This is a genomic window from Bacillus sp. LSHTCR4, from assembly GCF_057197025.1.
In genome coordinates, this window is the sequence record NZ_JBXUNO010000003.1 from 493,365 (window position 1) to 512,691 (window position 19,327).

Here is a 19,327-nt window from a genome sequence, read left to right on the forward strand (position 1 = left end):
TTATTGTATAAGATATAATCATTAAAGTAAGCGTTTACATAACAGAACGTCAAATATACAGAATCAATTACAGATATAAAAGGATGAAATACAAAAGCTGCTTCTTAAATACGAAGCAGCCTCTTGAGTTCTTTTGCATATGTACGACTAACAGGTACTTTTGATCCTTCTTTCATAATTAAATTATAAGTAGAGTTGAACCATGGCTGAATTTCAGTAATGTGATTAATATTTGCAATAAAACTGCGATGAACACGCATAAAACTTGCTTGTGGCAACTTCTTTTCCAAAATCACAAGTGTATCGTGTGTTACATACGTTTCCCTCATTGTTTTTACTGTCACTTTCCCATCTACAAGTCCTACATATACAATATCTTCAATATTAACAAGTACGATTGATTCTTCAATTGGTAATGCTAATTTATGCATCTCTGCCGTTACATCTGTTCCTTTTATTTCTTGCTTTGTTTCTATTTGCGCTTGTTTTTGTTTTTTATACTTCTTTAATGTTTGTACAATACGTTCTTCATCAAATGGCTTTAAAATATAGTCTAACGCGTCTACTTCAAATGCTTGCAACGCATACTGATCGTATGCAGTAGCAAATACAATTGCAGGTGGATTTTTCATCTTCTTTAATATATTCGCGATTTCAAATCCGTTATCATCAGATAACTGAATGTCTAGGAAAACAATATCTGGTTTGTTTTTCATTAACTCTTCTAATGCGTCCTCTACACAATCAGCCTCACCAATTATCTCAACTTCCTTCGTTCTCTCTAATAAATACTTTAGTTCATCACGTGCTAACATTTCATCATCAACTACTAGTACTTTTAACAATCTGCTCTTCCTCCCCTACTTTTTTTGGAATAACAAAAGTAACTTCTGTCCCCTCATTTAATTCACTTTCAATATGAAGCATCGTTTCTTTCCCAAATAACCCAATAAGACGTTCATTAATATTATATAAAGCTGTTCCAGTCCCTTTCTTTGACGAAACTACCATCTTACCTAATTGTTCTAAACGTTCTTCCTCAATTCCCTGCCCATTATCTTTTACTTCAAAATGAACCATACCCTCTTTTTCAAAAACATGCACTTCCACTTCGCATACTGGTTGCTTCTTCGGAAAGGCGTGTCGCAACGCATTTTCAACCAATAGTTGAAGAACAAATGGTGGTACTAAAGTTGCCTTTAGCTCATCCTCAATATACATCTTTACTTCATACTTATTTGGAAACCTTGCTTGTTCTAGCGATAAGTATGCCTGTACATGGTTTAATTCTTGTTCTAGTGGAATCAATAACTGACGTGCCCCTTGCAAATTACAACGGAAATATACGCTAAGCTGTAATAATAACTTCCTTGCTTTTTCTACATCTGTTCGGCATAAAGCTGATACTGTATTAATCGCATTAAATAAAAAATGCGGGTTAATTTGTGCTTGTAATGCCTTTATTTCCGCATCTTGCAATAATTTACTTTGTAACTCAGCTTCACCTAATTCAAGTTGTGTAGAGAATATTTTTGCTAATCCTTCTGCTAATTCCTCTTCCACACGACTTAACTGGTTAGGATTTTTGAAATACAGTTTTAATGTCCCTATTGTATTTCCATGTGAAGTTAGTGGAATAACAATCGCCGCTTGCAAAGGGCAGCCTTCATGTTGACAATTAATAACCTCACGTGATTTTGCTTTCATTATTTTCCCTGTGTGTAACACTTCTTTCGACAAACCAGTTATTAAACTATGTGAAGGAATATGGTGATCTGATGCTAATCCAACATGAGCTAATATTTTCTCTGTATCTGTTAAGGATACCGCATCTGTTCCTGTAAAGCGGTGAATAATTTGTGCCACATGCTTACACGATTCTTCTGTTAAGCCTTGGCGAAAATATGGTAACGTTTTATCTGCAATACGTAATACCTTATGAGTCTGAAGTGCCTTTGCGTTCTCTTCCTGACGCAAAATAGCTTGTATCATAGAAAGTAAAATAAAACTTCCAAAACTATTTACAAGGATCATTGGTATCGCAATTGTTTTCACAATGCTCATTCCATCCTCTACAATTAATAGGATCATAATCATTTCTAAAGAAACGATAAAAACACTTAAAATCGCTGAAAACTTAGGTGTAATTGTACGGTTATATTTTTTAAAAATGTATCCGATATAACCAGTTATAACGCCTGCTAAAATTGAAGAGATTGCACAACTTAGCGCCGTCGTCCCGCCAAGCATATAGCGGTGAATACCAGCAATTGATCCTACTCCAATTCCGACGATAGGTCCGCCGAGCAATCCACTAATTCCAACACCCATAATACGTGTATTCGCGATTGTGCTTGATGAAGAAACACCCTGTAGCCAATTTTCATTCATAATCGTATTTCCTGCTATTTCAATTCCTGTGTAATTGCTTACAATTGTAAACACCGAAAAAATACAAATAAGCTTAAGCTTATCTACATATCCGTCTTGCTTATGAAGAAGACGCCTGAACGTTTTAATATGCGAAAGTAAAAACCCTAAAATAACAATAAGTCCGACACGTTCAATCATCATAAGTACTAAATTTAGCATCTGTGATTCATTCCTTTTTATATGAGTTAGTTTTATTATGGGAAAATAATGAAGTGGGCGTCAAGAAGAACGAAATATCTTTTGAAATATTTTGTACATAACAATCCCCTCTTTATTTGACAATCTAATAGAAGAGTGCTAAAAATAAAGTAATATAATACAGTCCTTTAACCCAACCCCGTGAGGTTGAGAAGGAAGTCGGAATATACTATACGTATGGCCTTTTTTAGGAATACGTATGCTTTTTTGGCCTTCTCATCGTATCAGGTGAGAAGGCCTTTTGTTATTCTTCCATAGCGACTGTAGAAGAAAATAAGGAGGAGTAATGATGAACGTCACTACTGATGTACAATCAACAACAGAGGAAACGAAAGAGAAAAGATATAAAACATTATTTGGGTCTGCGCTAGGATATGCAGCAGAAGGCTTAGATATGTTGCTCTTATCTTTCGTACTCGTCTACATTTTAAAAGAATTTCATTTAAGCCCTGTTGAAGGTGGAAACTTAACTTTAGCTACCACAATAGGAATGCTAATTGGGTCTTATTTATTTGGATTTATTGCTGATTTATTTGGGCGTATTCGTACGATGGCCTTCACAATCTTACTATTTTCACTCGCAACAGCACTTATTTATTTCGCAACAGATTATTGGCAATTATTAATTCTTCGCTTTTTAGTGGGAATGGGAGTTGGTGGTGAATTCGGGATTGGAATGGCCATCGTAACTGAAACATGGTCTAAAGAAATGCGTGCTAAGGCGACATCCGTTGTTGCACTTGGATGGCAATTTGGCGTACTAGTCGCTTCACTCCTTCCAGCATTTATCGTCCCGCATTTTGGATGGAGAGCCGTTTTCCTATTTGGACTTATTCCCGCTTTATTAGCTGTTTATGTACGAAAAAGTTTAAGTGAACCGAAAATATGGGAACAAAAACAACGATACAAAAAAGAATTGTTACAAAAAGAGGCTGAAGGTAGTTTAACAACTACTGAGGCTGAACAACTAAAACAAATGAAAAAGTTCCCACTTCGAAAGCTATTTGCAAATAAAAAAGTAACAATAACAACTATTGGCCTTATTATTATGTCATTCATCCAGAACTTCGGATATTATGGCATCTTTACATGGATGCCAACTATTTTAGCAAATAAATATAACTACACATTAGCAAAAGCAAGTGGTTGGATGTTCATTTCTACAATCGGTATGTTAATTGGTATTGCAATTTTTGGTATTCTAGCCGATAAAATTGGTCGCCGTAAAACTTTTACAATCTATTATGTCGGTGGTACTGTATACTGTCTCATTTACTTCTTCTTATTCACAGACTCAACATTATTGTTATGGGGAAGCGCATTGCTTGGATTCTTTGCCAATGGTATGATGGGAGGATTCGGAGCAATTTTAGCTGAAAACTATCCTGCTGAAGCTCGCTCTACAGCAGAAAACTTTATTTTCGGTACTGGACGTGGTTTAGCTGGTTTTGGACCTGTTATTATCGGATTACTTGCTGCAGGTGGTAATTTAATGGGAGCATTATCTCTTATCTTCATTATCTATCCAATCGGTTTAGTTACAATGCTATTATGTGTCCCAGAGACGAAAGATAAAGTATTAGAATAGATGGAAACTGCACAGTGTACGATCTTCCTTCAAGAAAGGTAGTTATATAAGTAGCAAAGAGGAAGCATCTCAAATGAAATGCTTCCTCTTTTAATATAAAATATACAATTATTTATTTTGATCTACTAGCTTTTTGGAACAAGAAAGAAGTTTTCTCTTCTTCTTTTACAATCCCTTGTTTTAATGCTAGTTCCCCTGCAACTTTAGGCGCTAGCCATAGCATTGGGAACAATAGAACGGATACTGGAACAGCTGTTACTACGATGAATGATTGCAATGCATTAATACTTCCCTCACCCATGTATAAAAGAATCGCTGCAACTGTTCCCATAATAAGCGACCAAAAAACTCGCAAACTAATTCTAGGATCTCCATCTCCAGTCACTGCCATTGAAATTGAATACGCCATTGAATCTCCCGTTGTCACTACAAATAAAATTGTTAATAAAAGAAATGCAGGTCCAATAATATGAGAAAATGGCAGTTGCTCTGTAATTGCAATCATAGCCGCTGGCATACCAGATTCACTTAATGCGCTTGAGATAGAACCAGGCTTCATTAACTCATAAAACACGCCTGATCCCCCTAGTATAGTAAACCAAAACGTTGTAATAATAGGTGCAATAATTCCAATCGCAACGATGATTTCTCGAATCGTTCTCCCTCTTGAAATTCGGCTCACTAAAATTGCCATCATCGGTCCATATCCAATAAACCATCCCCAGAAAAAGATTGTCCATGATCCTAACCAACCTGTATCCCCACGATATGTGCTCATTGGAATAAATTCATTTATATAAAATCCAAACGAAGAAACAAATGAATCAATAATAAATCCACCTGGTCCAAACAGTAATACGAATACCATTAATAAAACTGCTAACCTAACATTTAAATTACTTATAATTTGAATCCCTTTATCAATTCCTGTTACCGCAGATATAGTAGAAACAGCTACTACACAAACAATAATGGCTAATTGAGTAGTAAACACATCAGGAATTCCAAACAATGCTTGTAATCCATAACTTGCTTGTAATCCTAAAAATCCGATTGGACCAATTGTCCCTGCAGCTACCGCAATAATTGCAAACACATCAATCATCGTTCCAAGCCAACTCTTTCGCAATTTCTCACCGAAAATAGGATATAAAAGCGTTCGAGGTTTTAACGGCATACCCTTATGGTAATGCCCATACATCATAACTACTGCACTAATTGTACCTAAAATTGTCCAAGCCAGGAAACCCCAGTGCATATAACTTTGTGCTAAAGCAGGCATTACCGCTTCTTTCGTTCCAGCGGATATACCTTCATGTATTGGTGGTACCGTCATCAAGTGGTACATTGGCTCTGCTGCTGCCCAAAAAACGCCACCTCCGGCAAGTAATGTAGACATAATAATAGCGAGCCATTTTGTCGTACTAATCTCAGGTTTCTCTAGCCCCCCAAGTTTAACTCTCCCATATTTCGAGAACGCCATACACATTGCAACAATAAATGTACCAATTAATAAAACTTGCCAAAAGGCACCAAAATATTTAATTGAAGCTGCAAAACTGCTATTAATGACTCCCTCTACGTAACTTTTATTTAAAAAAACCGCAATTACAAATAATAAAAGTGAGCCACCACTAATAAGAAATACAGGCCAATCCGTTTTTCGACTCTTCATCCTCATTTACACTTCCTCCTTCCTCAGCAATCTAAAAAAACAACTTTATTATGTTTTATTGTTTACAACCAAAACACAATGATTATATAAGCATAATAATTCATCTATTTTCTACACACTTATGTTGTCCCTAAAAATATGCTAAATCCCTTATTTAAAAGAAAATTTCTATTCCTGTTACATAAAAAAGCAAAATAAAAGACCTTATATTTCTATAAGGTCTTCGAAACAGAAATTTGATTATAACATAAGGAACTCCTTGGTTCAAAAAGCCTCTTCCAAAAATAACCGATAGTAAAGGCTTCCATTTGCTACGTAACAGTAATTAAAAAAATTTATATTTTGATAGAAAATGTCCTATACTACAAACTATTTATGAAAGAAATTCGGCTTCAAAATCTCATTCGGATACGGTTTATGATAAATATGGGTGGTGGCTGGAGATAACGGCGGAATGAGCCACACCCAATTGCCCGTTACAACACGACCACAGGCAGCTTCTTGCTTCTCAAATTGCTGAAATTGTTGTGCCGCAGTATGATGGTCAACAATACTAACCCCTTGTTTTTTAAAGGAATATAAAACAGCCACGTTTAATTCAACTAACGCCTTGTCTTTCCATAACGTACCATTTCTCGATGTATCCAAATCCATCATTTCCGCAACTGCCGGAAGTAAATTATAACGATCATGATCTGCTAAGTTACGTGCCCCAATCTCTGTTCCCATATACCATCCATTAAACGGAGCTGCTGTATAGGAAATACCGCCAATTTCTAAGCGCATATCTGAAATCATTGGAACCCCATACCATTTTGCTCCAAGTGATGAAATCGGGTATTCTGGATGTTCAATTGAAACTTCTTTTACTTCTTCTTTCGGAATTTCTTTATATATAGGCGCTTTTCCATCTATAGAAAACACAAGTGGCAATACATCAAAATTCGTGCCTTCTCCTTGCCAGCCAAGTTCCTGACAAAAATCTGTAAACGCAGTGGAATGAGAGTCACCAATCAATCCCATTTCTGTTTTATATCCTGCATATCGAATTAATTGATGATTATAAATTCGTATATTATTTTCTTCACCTTGATATTGCTTAAAAATTGTAATTGTCGGTTTCACTTTTCCTTCGTTCGTTGCATATTTAATATGATGAATCAATGCATTATATACACCTTCCTCATCATTTACTTCACGTGCATCTAATATGTGCATCTTACTCCAAAATAGTCTTCCGATACATCGATTACTATTGCGCCATGCTATTCGCGATCCGTGAACAAGTTCTTCAAATGTATGTTCATACGTCCCTGTCTTCTCTATCTCAGCTTGAATTTCTTTCATACGTTCTTCTATGAATTGTTCTTTATTAAGCTCTTTATAGCAAATCGTAATAAAATGACTCGCTTCCTCTATTAATTGTTTCGTTTTACTCATAAACGATCTCCTTCTATTTCAACAAAACGTTCTACTTTACAGTATAAGCAAAAAGAATAAGAGTCACAAATGAAAGTCGAAGTGTTACTTTTATTGTAATATTTTTCAGAAAATTAAAGGGATTACTATTGACTTGTATAAAAAATAGGTGTATTTTTGACTCAGGTAAATTATTTTTACCCAGACCAACTTTTAGAGGGAAAGGAGGTAATGTCATGTCTTCATTTCAATTGCCAAAGCTCTCATATGACTATGATGAACTAGAGCCATATATCGATAGCAATACACTTTCTATTCATCACGGGAAGCACCATGCGACATACGTAAATAATTTGAATGCTGCATTAGAAAACTATTATGAATTACATAATAAATCTTTAGAAGAATTACTATGTAATTTAGACACTTTACCAAAGGAAATTGTTACAGCTGTAAGAAATAACGGTGGTGGACATTATTGTCATAGTCTTTTTTGGGAAGTAATGAGCCCACGTGGTGGCGGCGAGCCTAATGGAGACGTTGCAAAAGTAATTGATTATTATTTCAATACCTTTGACAACTTAAAAGATCAACTGTCTAAAGCAGCAATTAGCCGTTTTGGAAGTGGTTATGGCTGGCTTGTCCTTGATGGTGAAGAACTTACTGTAATGAGTACACCTAATCAAGATACACCTTTACAAGAGGGTAAGATTCCATTACTCGTCATTGATGTATGGGAACATGCCTATTATTTAAAGTACCAAAATCGTCGCCCAGAATTTGTTACCAACTGGTGGCATACAGTGAACTGGGACCGGGTAAATGAAAAGTATTTACAAGCAATTCAATCACAAAAACATTAGTCGTGCGTATAAGGTAAGTTTGGTAATGTAAAATTAGTATTGTCGAAATCCTCCAGAATCCCCCGGATTGCCACCGGGGGATTTATGATTATTTCATTGCATGTATGTAATAACGTAATACTTTTTCCATTTCTATTTTCAACTCTTGGAACGGGAATCCTAATTCATTAGCTTTTCCATTATGTAATGTACAATTAGTCACTTCATTATAAGGTGCTACATTGTCTCCTGCTTCTTGAACAAGTGCTTTTATTCCCGTAGTTTCTTCTATGAAATGAATCATGTCCCGAGCAGAAACTACACCGTTGCTACAAGCATTAATTGGCCCTTCTATGTCTTTCATCCCGCACCAAGCTAAAAATCCCCCTGCTTCTTCTTCATGTATAAACGACAACTTTCCATCTAGATGATTCACTGCGACAGGTTCTTCTCTCACGATATGTTCAACGTAAAATTGTAACCTTTTCGTATAATCGTTTTCTCCAATAACAACCGGAAAACGAACTGCAACAACTGGGAATGTTGCTTGTTGAAATACAACGGCTTCGGCTAATCTCTTTCCTTCACCATAATTGAAGTCATTCCTATCTCCATACACGATTGCATACTCGTACGGATTGAAGTCTTCTTCTGATAAGCTTAGTGCAGGTTCATAGACGGCCATTGAAGATGTCATAACATATTTCTTCGTTTTCCCTCGTAACACTTCACATATTATCTTCGCTGCATTCGAGCTATAGCATAAATTATCGTATACAATATCATACCTTTTATCTTCTAGACGCTCTGCTAGTTGTTTTTCATCTTCTCTATCTACGATAAGCCTTTTTACTGCACTTCCAAAAGAATCTTCTGTAATTCCTCTCGTCGCAATCGTTACATCGTGCCCCCCTTGCAAAAGTACTTCTACTAAATGTTTACCAAAAAATCTTGTTCCACCTAGCACCAATACTTTTTTCAACTTCATCATCCCCATTTTAGAAAATTGTAAAATACTACCTCTCTATTATAAGTGCTAACATATAAAAAGCATGGAATTCGTTTAACGATTCCATGCTTTTCTACAAAAAATATATTAACGTACTCGATATTTATAAATACAATAACAGAAGTATAAAATAGAAATTACAGATACATAAACCCATAATTCATATACGAATCCCTCTCCCCATACTCCCATAAAATAAAAGAGTGAAGGTAACGTCAATGTTACCCATGATTGTACAAAGGCAATCCTGCCAAGATATTGATTGATGTTCTTTTTTTGTGTATTTAATACAAAGAATAAATACCAAAGTAATGCCCACATAAACCACGTTAACGCATTAACAACATCGTGGAATTGAACAAATGAAACAACCATATAGAATAAAGCAATAATTGCTACCCAAATACAAAACCATCCTAGACCGCTACTATCCATTCCTTTTATAAAGGTAACACCTACATATAAATAGGTTAATCCAAATAAGAAAGTAGCTGCATATGAATACACTGTCCAATTGCTTTGGTCAGAAATCATGATCAAATAGAACGGAATAATAATTTGTAGTGCACCCACAAATAAATTAAAAACACCCGCACTTTTCATCTCTGCTTTTCCTAATATAACAAGACTATTTAAAAATAAAGCTGCACCCGAAAGTAATAATCCTACATAACCCATATATCCTCATGTGAAAACCTTATATTTTCACACTGTACCCTCCCTATCTTGTAAAAATTATATTATTCCTTATTCTCCTTCTTACTTACAACTACATACAAAGTTTTTTCGAAAATAAGTCAGACTTCCTACCTTAAAAAACAATAAAAAAATCCTTTTCATATATGTCATACAGTAACGTTTTCCATCAAAATGTATCACTCAATAAAAACGCTTTCAATAATGCGTAACTTAATCAAAAAGCTAATAGGATTATTTGATTATAAACGCACTTTAACAATGATACAAGTATTGAAATATTATTCAATATTACATTTTTTATTTCTATAAAAAATTAATAGAATAATGCATTTTCCCTATCTCATTCTATTAATGATCTGCATAGAATATTGTACAATCATATTAAATTAGAAAGGTCTGATATTTATGCCTCTTCATTATCCACATCAATCTGTTATTCATTCAACAGGTGTATTAACAAGAGAGCCTGCAACAGTTTCAGCAGTAATAAACATTGTAAATTTAGATGCATATTATGCACACTATGTAAATATAGAAGTGTGGGATTGGTCTAAGTATTCTAATCCTGTAAAATTACCTGTACTAATTGGTGAAGATACAGTAGTAGAATTCCCCTATCTTTTACAAGGCAACAACCTAGCAGTGTTTTATGCTAATCTAGACGAAGCAATTAATTTGTATGAAATTCGTATTTCTTATCCTACTCATTCCAATATTATTGCAAATTGTTTCGGACGAAGCGTACCACCTTATACAAGTCAAGAAGGTAATACAGTATTTCATAAACAACTTGTTCGCATTCATTAAAGGTTCTTTTCTCTATCGCCAATTTATATTATATATAACTAGTTACTATTCAAACGCTATGGTCAGTAATATTTTATTACATTCTCTTTCCTAAAATGAACATATTACTGACCTCAAGCAACATAATAAGAGCATGCTTTACTAGCTACCCTAAATCATTTGGTAGCCATTTTTATTATTTACTTGCCATCTCCAAGAATCTACACACATCTCTTCTAACCCATATTCCGCTTCCCATCCTAATTCTCGTTTCGCCTTAGATACATCAGCAAAACAGATTGCTACATCACCAGGACGACGCCCTATCACTTTATAAGGTATTTTTTTACCCGAAACCTTCTCAAAAGCTTTTACCATCTCCAATACACTATACCCTTTACCTGTGCCAAGGTTATACGCTTCGATTCCTTTCGTCTTAAGTACTTTCTCAAGTGCCTTTACATGTCCTTTTGCAAGGTCAACAACGTGAATATAATCACGGACACCCGTCCCATCTTTCGTTGGATAATCGTTTCCGAATATATTTAGCTCCTTTAACTTACCTATCGCTACTTGCGTTACATATGGCATTAAATTGTTCGGAATCCCATTTGGATCTTCTCCGATACGGCCACTTTGATGTGCTCCAAATGGATTAAAATAACGAAGTAACGCAATACTCCACTCATCATCAGCCTTTGCTACATCACGCATAATTTGCTCAATCATTAATTTTGTTTGCCCATACGGATTTGTCACACTCAGCGGAAATTCTTCTGTAATTGGTGATGTTTTGGGAATTCCATATACAGTTGCAGATGAGCTAAAAATAAAATTTTTAACATTATGTTTTTGCATCACATCACATAGTACGATCGTACTTATTATATTATTATAATAATATGTAAGTGGAATTGTAGTAGATTCCCCCACTGCTTTAAACCCAGCAAAATGTATAACCGCTTCAATGTTATTTTCTAAAAAAATCTCATTCATTTTTTCACGATTTAAAACATCTTCTTTATAAAATTCAAATTGTTTTCCTGTTATTTCCTTTACTCGATTTAAAGATTCGATTGAACTATTTGAAAGATTATCTACAACTATAATTTTATAATTATTATTTAATAATTCTATACATGTATGACTACCGATATATCCTGCTCCACCCGTTATAAGTATCGCCATATATATAGTCCCCCACTAATTATTAATTATAAAATTTTATAACCTCAATACACATATATCCTATCATAAAAAGACTGATAATTCTAAAAATTATTTTCGATTATTATTTATATAAAAAAGAGCCACATAACCTTTACGTTATGTAACTCTTCAACATACATATGTGTCTATATCTTTTTTTATTAATCAAGAAAAATAAAAATCAATTGGAAATTTTATATTGTTAAATTACATAGCAATATACACTTAAAAAGTGGGCAAGGCTTCCCAATAACACGAAAACGTGAAAAATTTCATGATGGCCCATATGGTTAAACTCTAACCATTTTGGCTTTGTTCCATAAATAAATCCACCAATTGTATAAAGAATGCCCCCAAGTACTAAGAGCACCATGCCTCCTGTACTTAAGTTAGCAGCTAACGGCGCAAAGAACAGAACAATTAACCAGCCCATTGTAATATAAATTGCTGTTGATAACCATCTCGGGCAATTAAACCAAAACATTTTAAAAACAATACCACAAATGGCAGTTGCGTAAACTAAACAAAATAATAATAAACCGTTTTCGGAATGTAATGTAATTAAACAAAATGGTGCATATGTACCTGCAATCAATATAAAAATCATAGAGTGATCAAGCTTCCTAAAGAAATAAATAACACGTTCACTGGCTACAACACTATGATATACAGCTGATGCTGTATACAGAACCATCATTCCGATACCAAACAAAATAATAGCTGTAATTGCCGCAAAAGATGGCATCTTAATAGAAACTTTTACAAGCATAGCTAGTAACGCAATAAATGATAATACAGCTCCTCCCAAATGAGTAAAAGCATTAACCGGTTCTCTTATGTAAGTATTCATATAAACACCCCTCATATAATTACATGTAGTTTTGATAACTACATGTAATTATATACCTATCGATACTAGAGGTCAACATTTACAATTCATTTGTTTCGTAATACCATATTTAGAGATAAGATAAACATTATGCTCCACTAAGTTATAAAAGTGAGGGATTCTACGTGGAAAATATAAATAAATTGCTTGAAACATTACATTTAGAAAAAAATATTACACTTGAAGACATTCCAAATGTCGACTTGTATGTAGACCAGGTTGTCCAACTATTTGAAAACACTTATGCAGATACAACAAGAACCGATGATGAAAAAGTATTAACAAAAACAATGATTAACAATTATGCAAAAGGTAAATTGTTTATTCCAATCAAAAATAAAAAATACTCAAAAGAGCATATGATTTTAATCAGTTTAATTTATCAACTAAAAGGAGCTCTTTCCATTAATGACATAAAAAGTTCCTTAGAACATATAAATGAATCCTTATTAAGCGATGATTCATTCGAATTAAATACGCTATATAAAGATTATCTTACTCTTACCGAAAACAACGTCGAAAGCTTTAAACAAGACGTAAATAATCGTGTTTCAGAAGTAAGTGAGATTTCTTCTTTAGAAGATCCAAAACTAGAAAAGTTTCTATTACTAAACTCCTTAGTGAACATGAGCAATATGTATAGACGTTTAGCAGAGAAGTTAGTCGATGATTTAAAGGAATCTTAAATAAAAAAACTATCCACCTATTAAAGTGGATAGTTTTTTTGTTTACTTATTTGCCTCATGGACTTTCAATTGTTTACCTTTTATCGTTGTATTTCTCATAACCTTTAAAACAAGTGGTCCTTTTCCATTTAATATTTCAACATAAGAAACATTATCTTGTATTGTAATAATACCTATATCTTCAGCAGAAACACCTTGAATTTTAGCAATTGTACCGACGAAATCCACCGCTCTAATTTTCTTTTTCTTTCCGCCATTAAAGTACAATTTCATAATTCCTTTATTTATATCTGCATTTTTATCCTTCTTTATAGTTGGTTTAGCGTGTATTTTTTCTTCAAATGCAGCTTTACCTTTCAAAACTTCTTCTTTTAAAGGTGCGTTTGCCTTCGGAATTGCAAAACCGATGTACGCCTCAATCTCTTCTAAAAATCGCTCTTCATAAGGCGTTATAAATGTAATGGCCTTTCCGCTATTACCAGCTCGTCCTGTTCTTCCTGTACGGTGTACATAACTTTCTTTCTCTAATGGAATATCATAATTAATAACATGTGTAATATTATCAATATCAATTCCTCTCGCAGCTACGTCCGTTGCTACTAAATAACGGAACTTTCCTTTTCTAAAATCATCCATCACTCCAAAACGATCTTCTTGCACCATGCCACCATGTATTTTGTCGCAAGGGTAATTAACTCGGTTTAACTGTCTATATACATGATCTACGTTTTCTTGTGTACGACAAAAAATAATACAACTGTCTGGATTTTCAATTGTTGTTACATCTTTAAGAAGTGACAACTTCTCTTCTTCCCTTACTTCAAAAAGGGTATGTTCAATTTTATCTGTTGTAATCCCAGCAGCTTTAATTTCAATATGAGTTGGTGCGTTCATATATGTACGGGATAACCTTTCAACATCTTCCGGTAAAGTTGCTGAAAATAGCATTGTCATTCTTTTTGTGGGTAATTCATCAATGATTGCCTCTACTTGATCGATAAAGCCCATGTTTAGCATTTCATCTGCTTCATCAATCACTAAATATTTTAATCGTTCTAATGAAAGAGTCCCTTTTTCAATATGATCCAGCACACGTCCTGGAGTCCCTACTACAATATGCGTCTTTTGCTTTAATTCTAATTTTTGACGTGCAAATGGGGATTTCCCATAAATTGCAGCAGCTTTAATTCTTTTGAATCGCCCTATATTTGTAATATCTTCTTTCACCTGAACAGCAAGTTCTCTCGTTGGTGTTAAAACTAACGCTTGTGGTTTATTCTCTTCCCACTCTACCATTTCACAAAGTGGTATACCGAACGAAGCTGTTTTTCCACTTCCTGTTTGCGACTTTACAACAAGATCCTTTTTTTGTAATGCAACTGGAATAACCTCTCCTTGCACTTCTGTTGGATGCTCATATCCTAAACCAGTAAGTGCTCGCCTTACTTCTTTACTTAATGCATAATTACTAAAGCTTTTTTTACTCATATATTAACCTCATTTGATTTTATATTTAATTTATTATGTTCTTCATACCTCACTTTAGACTATAGTAAGATACTATATTAATCCACTGTTTTTAATTCGTTTCAACCTAAATTGATTTAAGTATAATTTTAAAATAGTAAAGGGCAGCCTTAATAATAAGTCTGCCCTATCTATACCATATTCATTTTTTACGGAACTAGTTTTTTCACAACTGGTATTCTTTGCAATACTAACGTAATTACCATACTAAGAACAATTGTAATCGTTACATTAATAGGTATTGCCAATATTGCATGCACACGATCATTTACTTTAGGGAAAACCATGTACAACAAGTTATTTAATAAGAAGAAGTGAAGAATATAGATTCCAAGGCTTGCTTGATTTATAAAACGGAATAACAATGGTAATTCTCTTTCGGATTTTTGGAATGCATATTTGAAAAATATAAATAATCCAATCGCCATCAGTACGACACCTGGCGCAAAATATCCATACCAAAACTGCTCTAATTGTCCATTTGCTTTTACTGTATAGTAATAAGTAATAAAGAATGTACTAATAAATCCTACAAATCCTCCAATGTAAGAAATATTTCTCCATTTTTTCGAAATATCAAAATTTGATAAATAATAACCAAGTAGGAAATACCCCACATAATTTGTAACGTAAAATAATTCAATATTAAAGTTGATAGGATAATAATATTTAACTAAATTGACTACAACAGACGCATATAGCCATAAAATTAAAAAGTATTCTATCTCTCTTTTTTTAGCGTTCTTCACAAAGATTTTCAGTAGCGGTGTAATTAAATATATCCCTACAATCATGTATAAGAACCATAAATGTCCCCCAATAGTATCCGTTAAAAAGTGCTTTATTCCTTGCTTTAAAGATGCTGGAAAATACCCTGCATAGGCTCCATATGCATAAAATATAGCACTCCAAGCTACAAAAGGTATAATCACCTTACTTGCGCGCTTCTGTAAAAATTCTCCGACTGAAATATCTTTTGTCCCCTTTAACAATAAAGCTCCACTAATCATTACAAAAATCGGAACACTCGCACGTGAAATCGATTCAAATAGATTACCAGCCATCCAGCGTGAAGCATTATTTGCATCTAAAATGGAAACATAACCAGCAGAAACGTGAATTGTAACAACTGCGATTGTCGCTAATACTCGCAACCAATCCATATATACTAAACGCTTCATTAGTACTCCTCCTAAAATTCCCTCTATAACTTTTATTTTCCAAACATAATTTTACATCAAATAATACTATGTTTAAACACATTTTTATTATAAGAACTGACAAAGTACGTAGATAAACTTTAATTTTCAAATATAAACATGAAAACCTTTGACTTATGAGTGAAAATAATGTAAATTATCTTTTGGACGAACATTTTTAAATAAAATGAATAAAATATTCGTATTTTAGGGGTGTAAATGATGGAAAACGTATTCGACTATGAAGATATTCAATTAATTCCTGCAAAATGTATTGTAAATAGCCGCTCTGAATGTGATACAACTGTCACTTTAGGAAAACATAAATTTAAATTACCTGTCGTACCTGCAAATATGCAAACGATTATTGATGAAAGAATTGCAACTTATTTAGCTGAAAATAATTACTTCTATATCATGCATCGTTTCCAACCAGAGAAACGAATCTCATTTATTAGAGATATGCAATCACGTGGATTAATCGCTTCTATTAGCGTTGGTGTAAAAGAGGACGAGTATGAATTCGTACAACAGTTAGCTGCTGAACACCTTACACCTGAATACATCACGATTGATATCGCGCATGGACATTCTAATGCTGTAATCAACATGATTCAACATATTAAAAAGCATTTACCAGAAAGCTTCGTTATCGCTGGAAACGTTGGAACTCCAGAAGCGGTAAGAGAATTAGAAAACGCTGGTGCTGACGCAACAAAAGTCGGTATTGGACCTGGTAAAGTTTGTATTACTAAAATTAAAACAGGCTTTGGAACTGGTGGTTGGCAGCTAGCTGCACTTCGCTGGTGTGCAAAAGCTGCAAGTAAACCAATTATCGCTGACGGTGGTATTCGTACACATGGCGACGTAGCTAAATCTATTCGATTTGGGGCGACTATGGTTATGATCGGTTCTCTATTCGCTGGTCATGAAGAGTCTCCAGGGGAAACAATCGAAAAAGACGGCAAACTTTATAAAGAGTACTTCGGTTCAGCTTCTGAATTCCAAAAAGGTGAGAAGAAAAACGTTGAAGGTAAGAAAATGTTCGTTGAGCATAAAGGTTCTTTAGAAGACACTTTAATCGAAATGGAACAAGATCTTCAATCTTCTATCTCTTATGCTGGTGGAACAAAATTAGACTCAATTCGTACTGTAGATTATGTAGTCGTGAAAAACTCTATTTTCAACGGTGATAAAGTATATTAATTTTTAAATTTAACTCGAGGGACAAGCATTTTTATGCTTGTCCTTTTTCATATATAGAAATGTAAAATATTTTCATTTTACTGAATTTTCTAGTATCATATTTTTAGATACTTATAATAAGGGGGATATAATATATGAAAGATGTAATTGAGAAACGCTATATTCGTGCAGAAGTTCCTACTGAATTAACATGGGACCTCTCTGATTTATACGAATCTGATAAAGAGTGGGAAACTGCATTACGTGTATTAACAGATGATATAAAAAAACTTGATGCGTTTAAAGGTCAATTACACACTAGCCCCACTATCTTATTACATTGCCTACTTTTAGAAGAAGAGCTTTTAATGAAGTTAACAAAACTATACTCCTATGCAAATTTAAAAGAATCTACTGATCGTACAAATCCAGTTATTCAAGCGAACTCTTCCAAAATTGCCGCTTTATGGACGAAAGTACATACGGCACTATCCTTTATTCATAATGAAATTCTCTCATTAGAAGAAGGCACAATTGAAAAATATTTAACTGAAGAAACAAAACTTGAACCTTTCCGTAAATCATTACTAGACATATTACAAAAAAGGCAGCACACGCTCTCTCCTGAAACAGAAGAAGCACTTGCTGCACTTGGCGAAGTACATAGTTCTCCATACAAAATTTACGGTATGACTAAATTAGCCGATATGGATTTTAGCCCCATACAAGACGAACAAGGAAATGAACTTCCTGTCTCATTTGCATTATTTGAAAGTAAATATGAGTTTTCTCCAAGCGTAGACATACGCAGAAAGGCATACTCATCATTTGTGTCCACCTTGAAGCGATATAAAAATACCGTGGCAACAACATATGCTACCGAGGTAAAAAAACAAGTAACACTCTCTCGCTTACGCAAATTTGAATCGGTTACTCATATGCTTTTAGAACCTCAAAAAGTTCCACTTGAAATGTATAACAATCAACTTGATATTATTTATAAAGAATTAGCGCCTCATATGCGCCGTTTTGCAGATTTAAAAAAGAAAGTATTAGAACTCGATCAAATGCTGTTCTGCGACTTACATGCGCCTTTAGATCCCGAATTTAATCCAGCAATTACTTACGAAGAAGCTGGAAAACTCATTCAAGAATCTTTACAAGTACTTGGCGATGAATATAGTGCCATTATCAAAAAAGGGTTCAAAGAAAGATGGGTCGACCTTGCAGATAACGTAGGCAAATCAACTGGAGCATTTTGTTCAAGTCCATATGGCTCTCATCCATACATTTTAATTACATGGCAAAATACGATGCGCGGCTGCTTCACATTGGCTCATGAATTTGGGCACGCTGGTCATTTTTATTTAGCAAATAAAAACCAGCGTATTATGAACGTACGTCCATCTATGTACTTTGTTGAAGCACCATCTACAATGAATGAATTACTATTAGCCCAGCATTTATTAGCGACCACTGACGATAAGAGAATGCGTAGATGGGTGATTCTGCAACTACTTGGCACATATTATCATAACTTTGTTACTCACTTACTTGAGGGAGAATATCAAAGGAGGGTATACAGCCTAGCAGAAGAAGGAGAAGCACTTACAGCTACAACTTTAACTGAAATAAAAACAAATGTACTTTCGACATTCTGGGGTGATTCTGTAAAAATTGACGAAGGTGCTGGCTTAACTTGGATGCGTCAACCTCATTATTATATGGGCTTATATTCTTACACGTATTCCGCAGGCCTCACTGCATCTACTGCGGTAGCTCAAATGATTAAAGAGGAAGGACAACCTGCCGTTGATCGCTGGTTAGATGTACTTCGCGCTGGTGGTACGATGAAACCACTTGAATTAATGAAACATGCCGGAGTCGATATGTCAAAACCAGATGCAATCCGCAGGGCTGTTTCTTACGTTGGTTCCCTAATCGATGAATTAGAGAGCTCTTATCAAGAATAAAAAATAAGCC

The 19,327-nt window shown here is 34.3% G+C and carries 16 protein-coding genes; 6 read left to right on the forward strand and 10 right to left on the reverse strand.

Going from position 1 to position 19,327, the window contains the following annotated elements:
* Positions 1-104 precede the first annotated feature (104 nt).
* Complete coding sequence (locus AC2CGR_RS21995) at positions 105-845, reverse strand: LytR/AlgR family response regulator transcription factor (protein WP_087968520.1); 741 nt, start codon at positions 843-845, stop codon at positions 105-107.
* The gene (gene lytS, locus AC2CGR_RS22000) at positions 823-2,592 is read right to left on the reverse strand and encodes a two-component system sensor histidine kinase LytS (RefSeq protein WP_087968521.1); all 1,770 of its coding nucleotides are present in this window, start codon (positions 2,590-2,592) and stop codon (positions 823-825) included. The genes AC2CGR_RS21995 and lytS overlap by 23 nt, the downstream gene beginning before the upstream one ends.
* Before the next feature lie 328 nt (positions 2,593-2,920).
* On the opposite strand from lytS, the gene AC2CGR_RS22005 reads away from it, so the two are divergent.
* On the forward strand, positions 2,921-4,219 hold the full coding sequence (locus AC2CGR_RS22005) for an MFS transporter (RefSeq protein WP_001103433.1): 1,299 nt from the start codon (positions 2,921-2,923) through the stop codon (positions 4,217-4,219).
* Positions 4,220-4,331: 112 nt separating this feature from the next.
* On the opposite strand, the gene AC2CGR_RS22010 is transcribed toward AC2CGR_RS22005, so the two are convergent.
* Both AC2CGR_RS22010 and AC2CGR_RS22015 read right to left on the reverse strand, forming a co-directional pair.
* Positions 4,332-5,900: a BCCT family transporter gene (locus tag AC2CGR_RS22010; RefSeq protein WP_484481142.1), complete on the reverse strand. Its 1,569-nt coding sequence runs from the start codon at positions 5,898-5,900 to the stop codon at positions 4,332-4,334.
* A gap of 363 nt (positions 5,901-6,263) precedes the next feature.
* A complete protein-coding gene (locus AC2CGR_RS22015) occupies positions 6,264-7,334 on the reverse strand; it encodes a nitric oxide synthase oxygenase (RefSeq protein WP_087968523.1) in 1,071 nt (356 codons plus the stop codon).
* A 215-nt stretch (positions 7,335-7,549) separates the two neighbouring features.
* Between AC2CGR_RS22015 and sodA the strand changes: the two genes are divergently transcribed.
* Positions 7,550-8,176, forward strand: a complete 627-nt coding sequence (gene sodA, locus AC2CGR_RS22020; RefSeq protein WP_270184623.1) for a superoxide dismutase [Mn] — start codon at positions 7,550-7,552, stop codon at positions 8,174-8,176.
* Between the two features lie 88 nt (positions 8,177-8,264).
* On the opposite strand, the gene AC2CGR_RS22025 is transcribed toward sodA, so the two are convergent.
* Both AC2CGR_RS22025 and AC2CGR_RS22030 read right to left on the reverse strand, forming a co-directional pair.
* A complete protein-coding gene (locus tag AC2CGR_RS22025; RefSeq protein ID WP_484481143.1) occupies positions 8,265-9,146 on the reverse strand; it encodes an NAD-dependent epimerase/dehydratase family protein in 882 nt (293 codons plus the stop codon).
* A 105-nt stretch (positions 9,147-9,251) separates the two neighbouring features.
* Positions 9,252-9,842: an AmiS/UreI family transporter gene (locus AC2CGR_RS22030; RefSeq protein WP_000542569.1), complete on the reverse strand. Its 591-nt coding sequence runs from the start codon at positions 9,840-9,842 to the stop codon at positions 9,252-9,254.
* Positions 9,843-10,268: 426 nt separating this feature from the next.
* Between AC2CGR_RS22030 and AC2CGR_RS22035 the strand changes: the two genes are divergently transcribed.
* Complete coding sequence (locus AC2CGR_RS22035) at positions 10,269-10,670, forward strand: hypothetical protein (protein ID WP_087968526.1); 402 nt, start codon at positions 10,269-10,271, stop codon at positions 10,668-10,670.
* 150 nt (positions 10,671-10,820) lie between these two features.
* Here the strand turns inward: AC2CGR_RS22035 and galE are convergent, their stop codons facing one another.
* Together galE and trhA are read right to left on the reverse strand one after the other, a co-directional pair.
* A complete protein-coding gene (gene galE / locus AC2CGR_RS22040; protein WP_087968527.1) occupies positions 10,821-11,837 on the reverse strand; it encodes a UDP-glucose 4-epimerase GalE in 1,017 nt (338 codons plus the stop codon).
* A gap of 223 nt (positions 11,838-12,060) precedes the next feature.
* Positions 12,061-12,708, reverse strand: coding sequence for a PAQR family membrane homeostasis protein TrhA (trhA, locus tag AC2CGR_RS22045; RefSeq protein WP_029440313.1), 648 nt, complete (start codon positions 12,706-12,708; stop codon positions 12,061-12,063).
* Positions 12,709-12,872: 164 nt separating this feature from the next.
* Between trhA and AC2CGR_RS22050 the strand changes: the two genes are divergently transcribed.
* Complete coding sequence (locus AC2CGR_RS22050; RefSeq protein ID WP_087968528.1) at positions 12,873-13,433, forward strand: DUF1836 domain-containing protein; 561 nt, start codon at positions 12,873-12,875, stop codon at positions 13,431-13,433.
* A gap of 42 nt (positions 13,434-13,475) precedes the next feature.
* Here the strand turns inward: AC2CGR_RS22050 and dbpA are convergent, their stop codons facing one another.
* Positions 13,476-14,921 carry an ATP-dependent RNA helicase DbpA gene (gene dbpA, locus AC2CGR_RS22055; protein ID WP_131101215.1) on the reverse strand — a complete coding sequence of 482 codons (1,446 nt, stop codon included), beginning with the start codon at positions 14,919-14,921 and terminating at the stop codon, positions 13,476-13,478.
* Between the two features lie 188 nt (positions 14,922-15,109).
* Positions 15,110-16,141 carry an acyltransferase gene (locus AC2CGR_RS22060; protein ID WP_484481144.1) on the reverse strand — a complete coding sequence of 344 codons (1,032 nt, stop codon included), beginning with the start codon at positions 16,139-16,141 and terminating at the stop codon, positions 15,110-15,112.
* 240 nt (positions 16,142-16,381) lie between these two features.
* Here AC2CGR_RS22060 and guaC point away from each other — a divergent pair, with 240 nt between their 5' ends.
* Both guaC and pepF read left to right on the forward strand, forming a co-directional pair.
* A complete protein-coding gene (gene guaC / locus AC2CGR_RS22065) occupies positions 16,382-17,365 on the forward strand; it encodes a GMP reductase (protein ID WP_000432434.1) in 984 nt (327 codons plus the stop codon).
* A 134-nt stretch (positions 17,366-17,499) separates the two neighbouring features.
* Positions 17,500-19,317, forward strand: coding sequence for an oligoendopeptidase F (pepF, locus tag AC2CGR_RS22070; RefSeq protein WP_087968531.1), 1,818 nt, complete (start codon positions 17,500-17,502; stop codon positions 19,315-19,317).
* Positions 19,318-19,327: the final 10 nt, after the last annotated feature.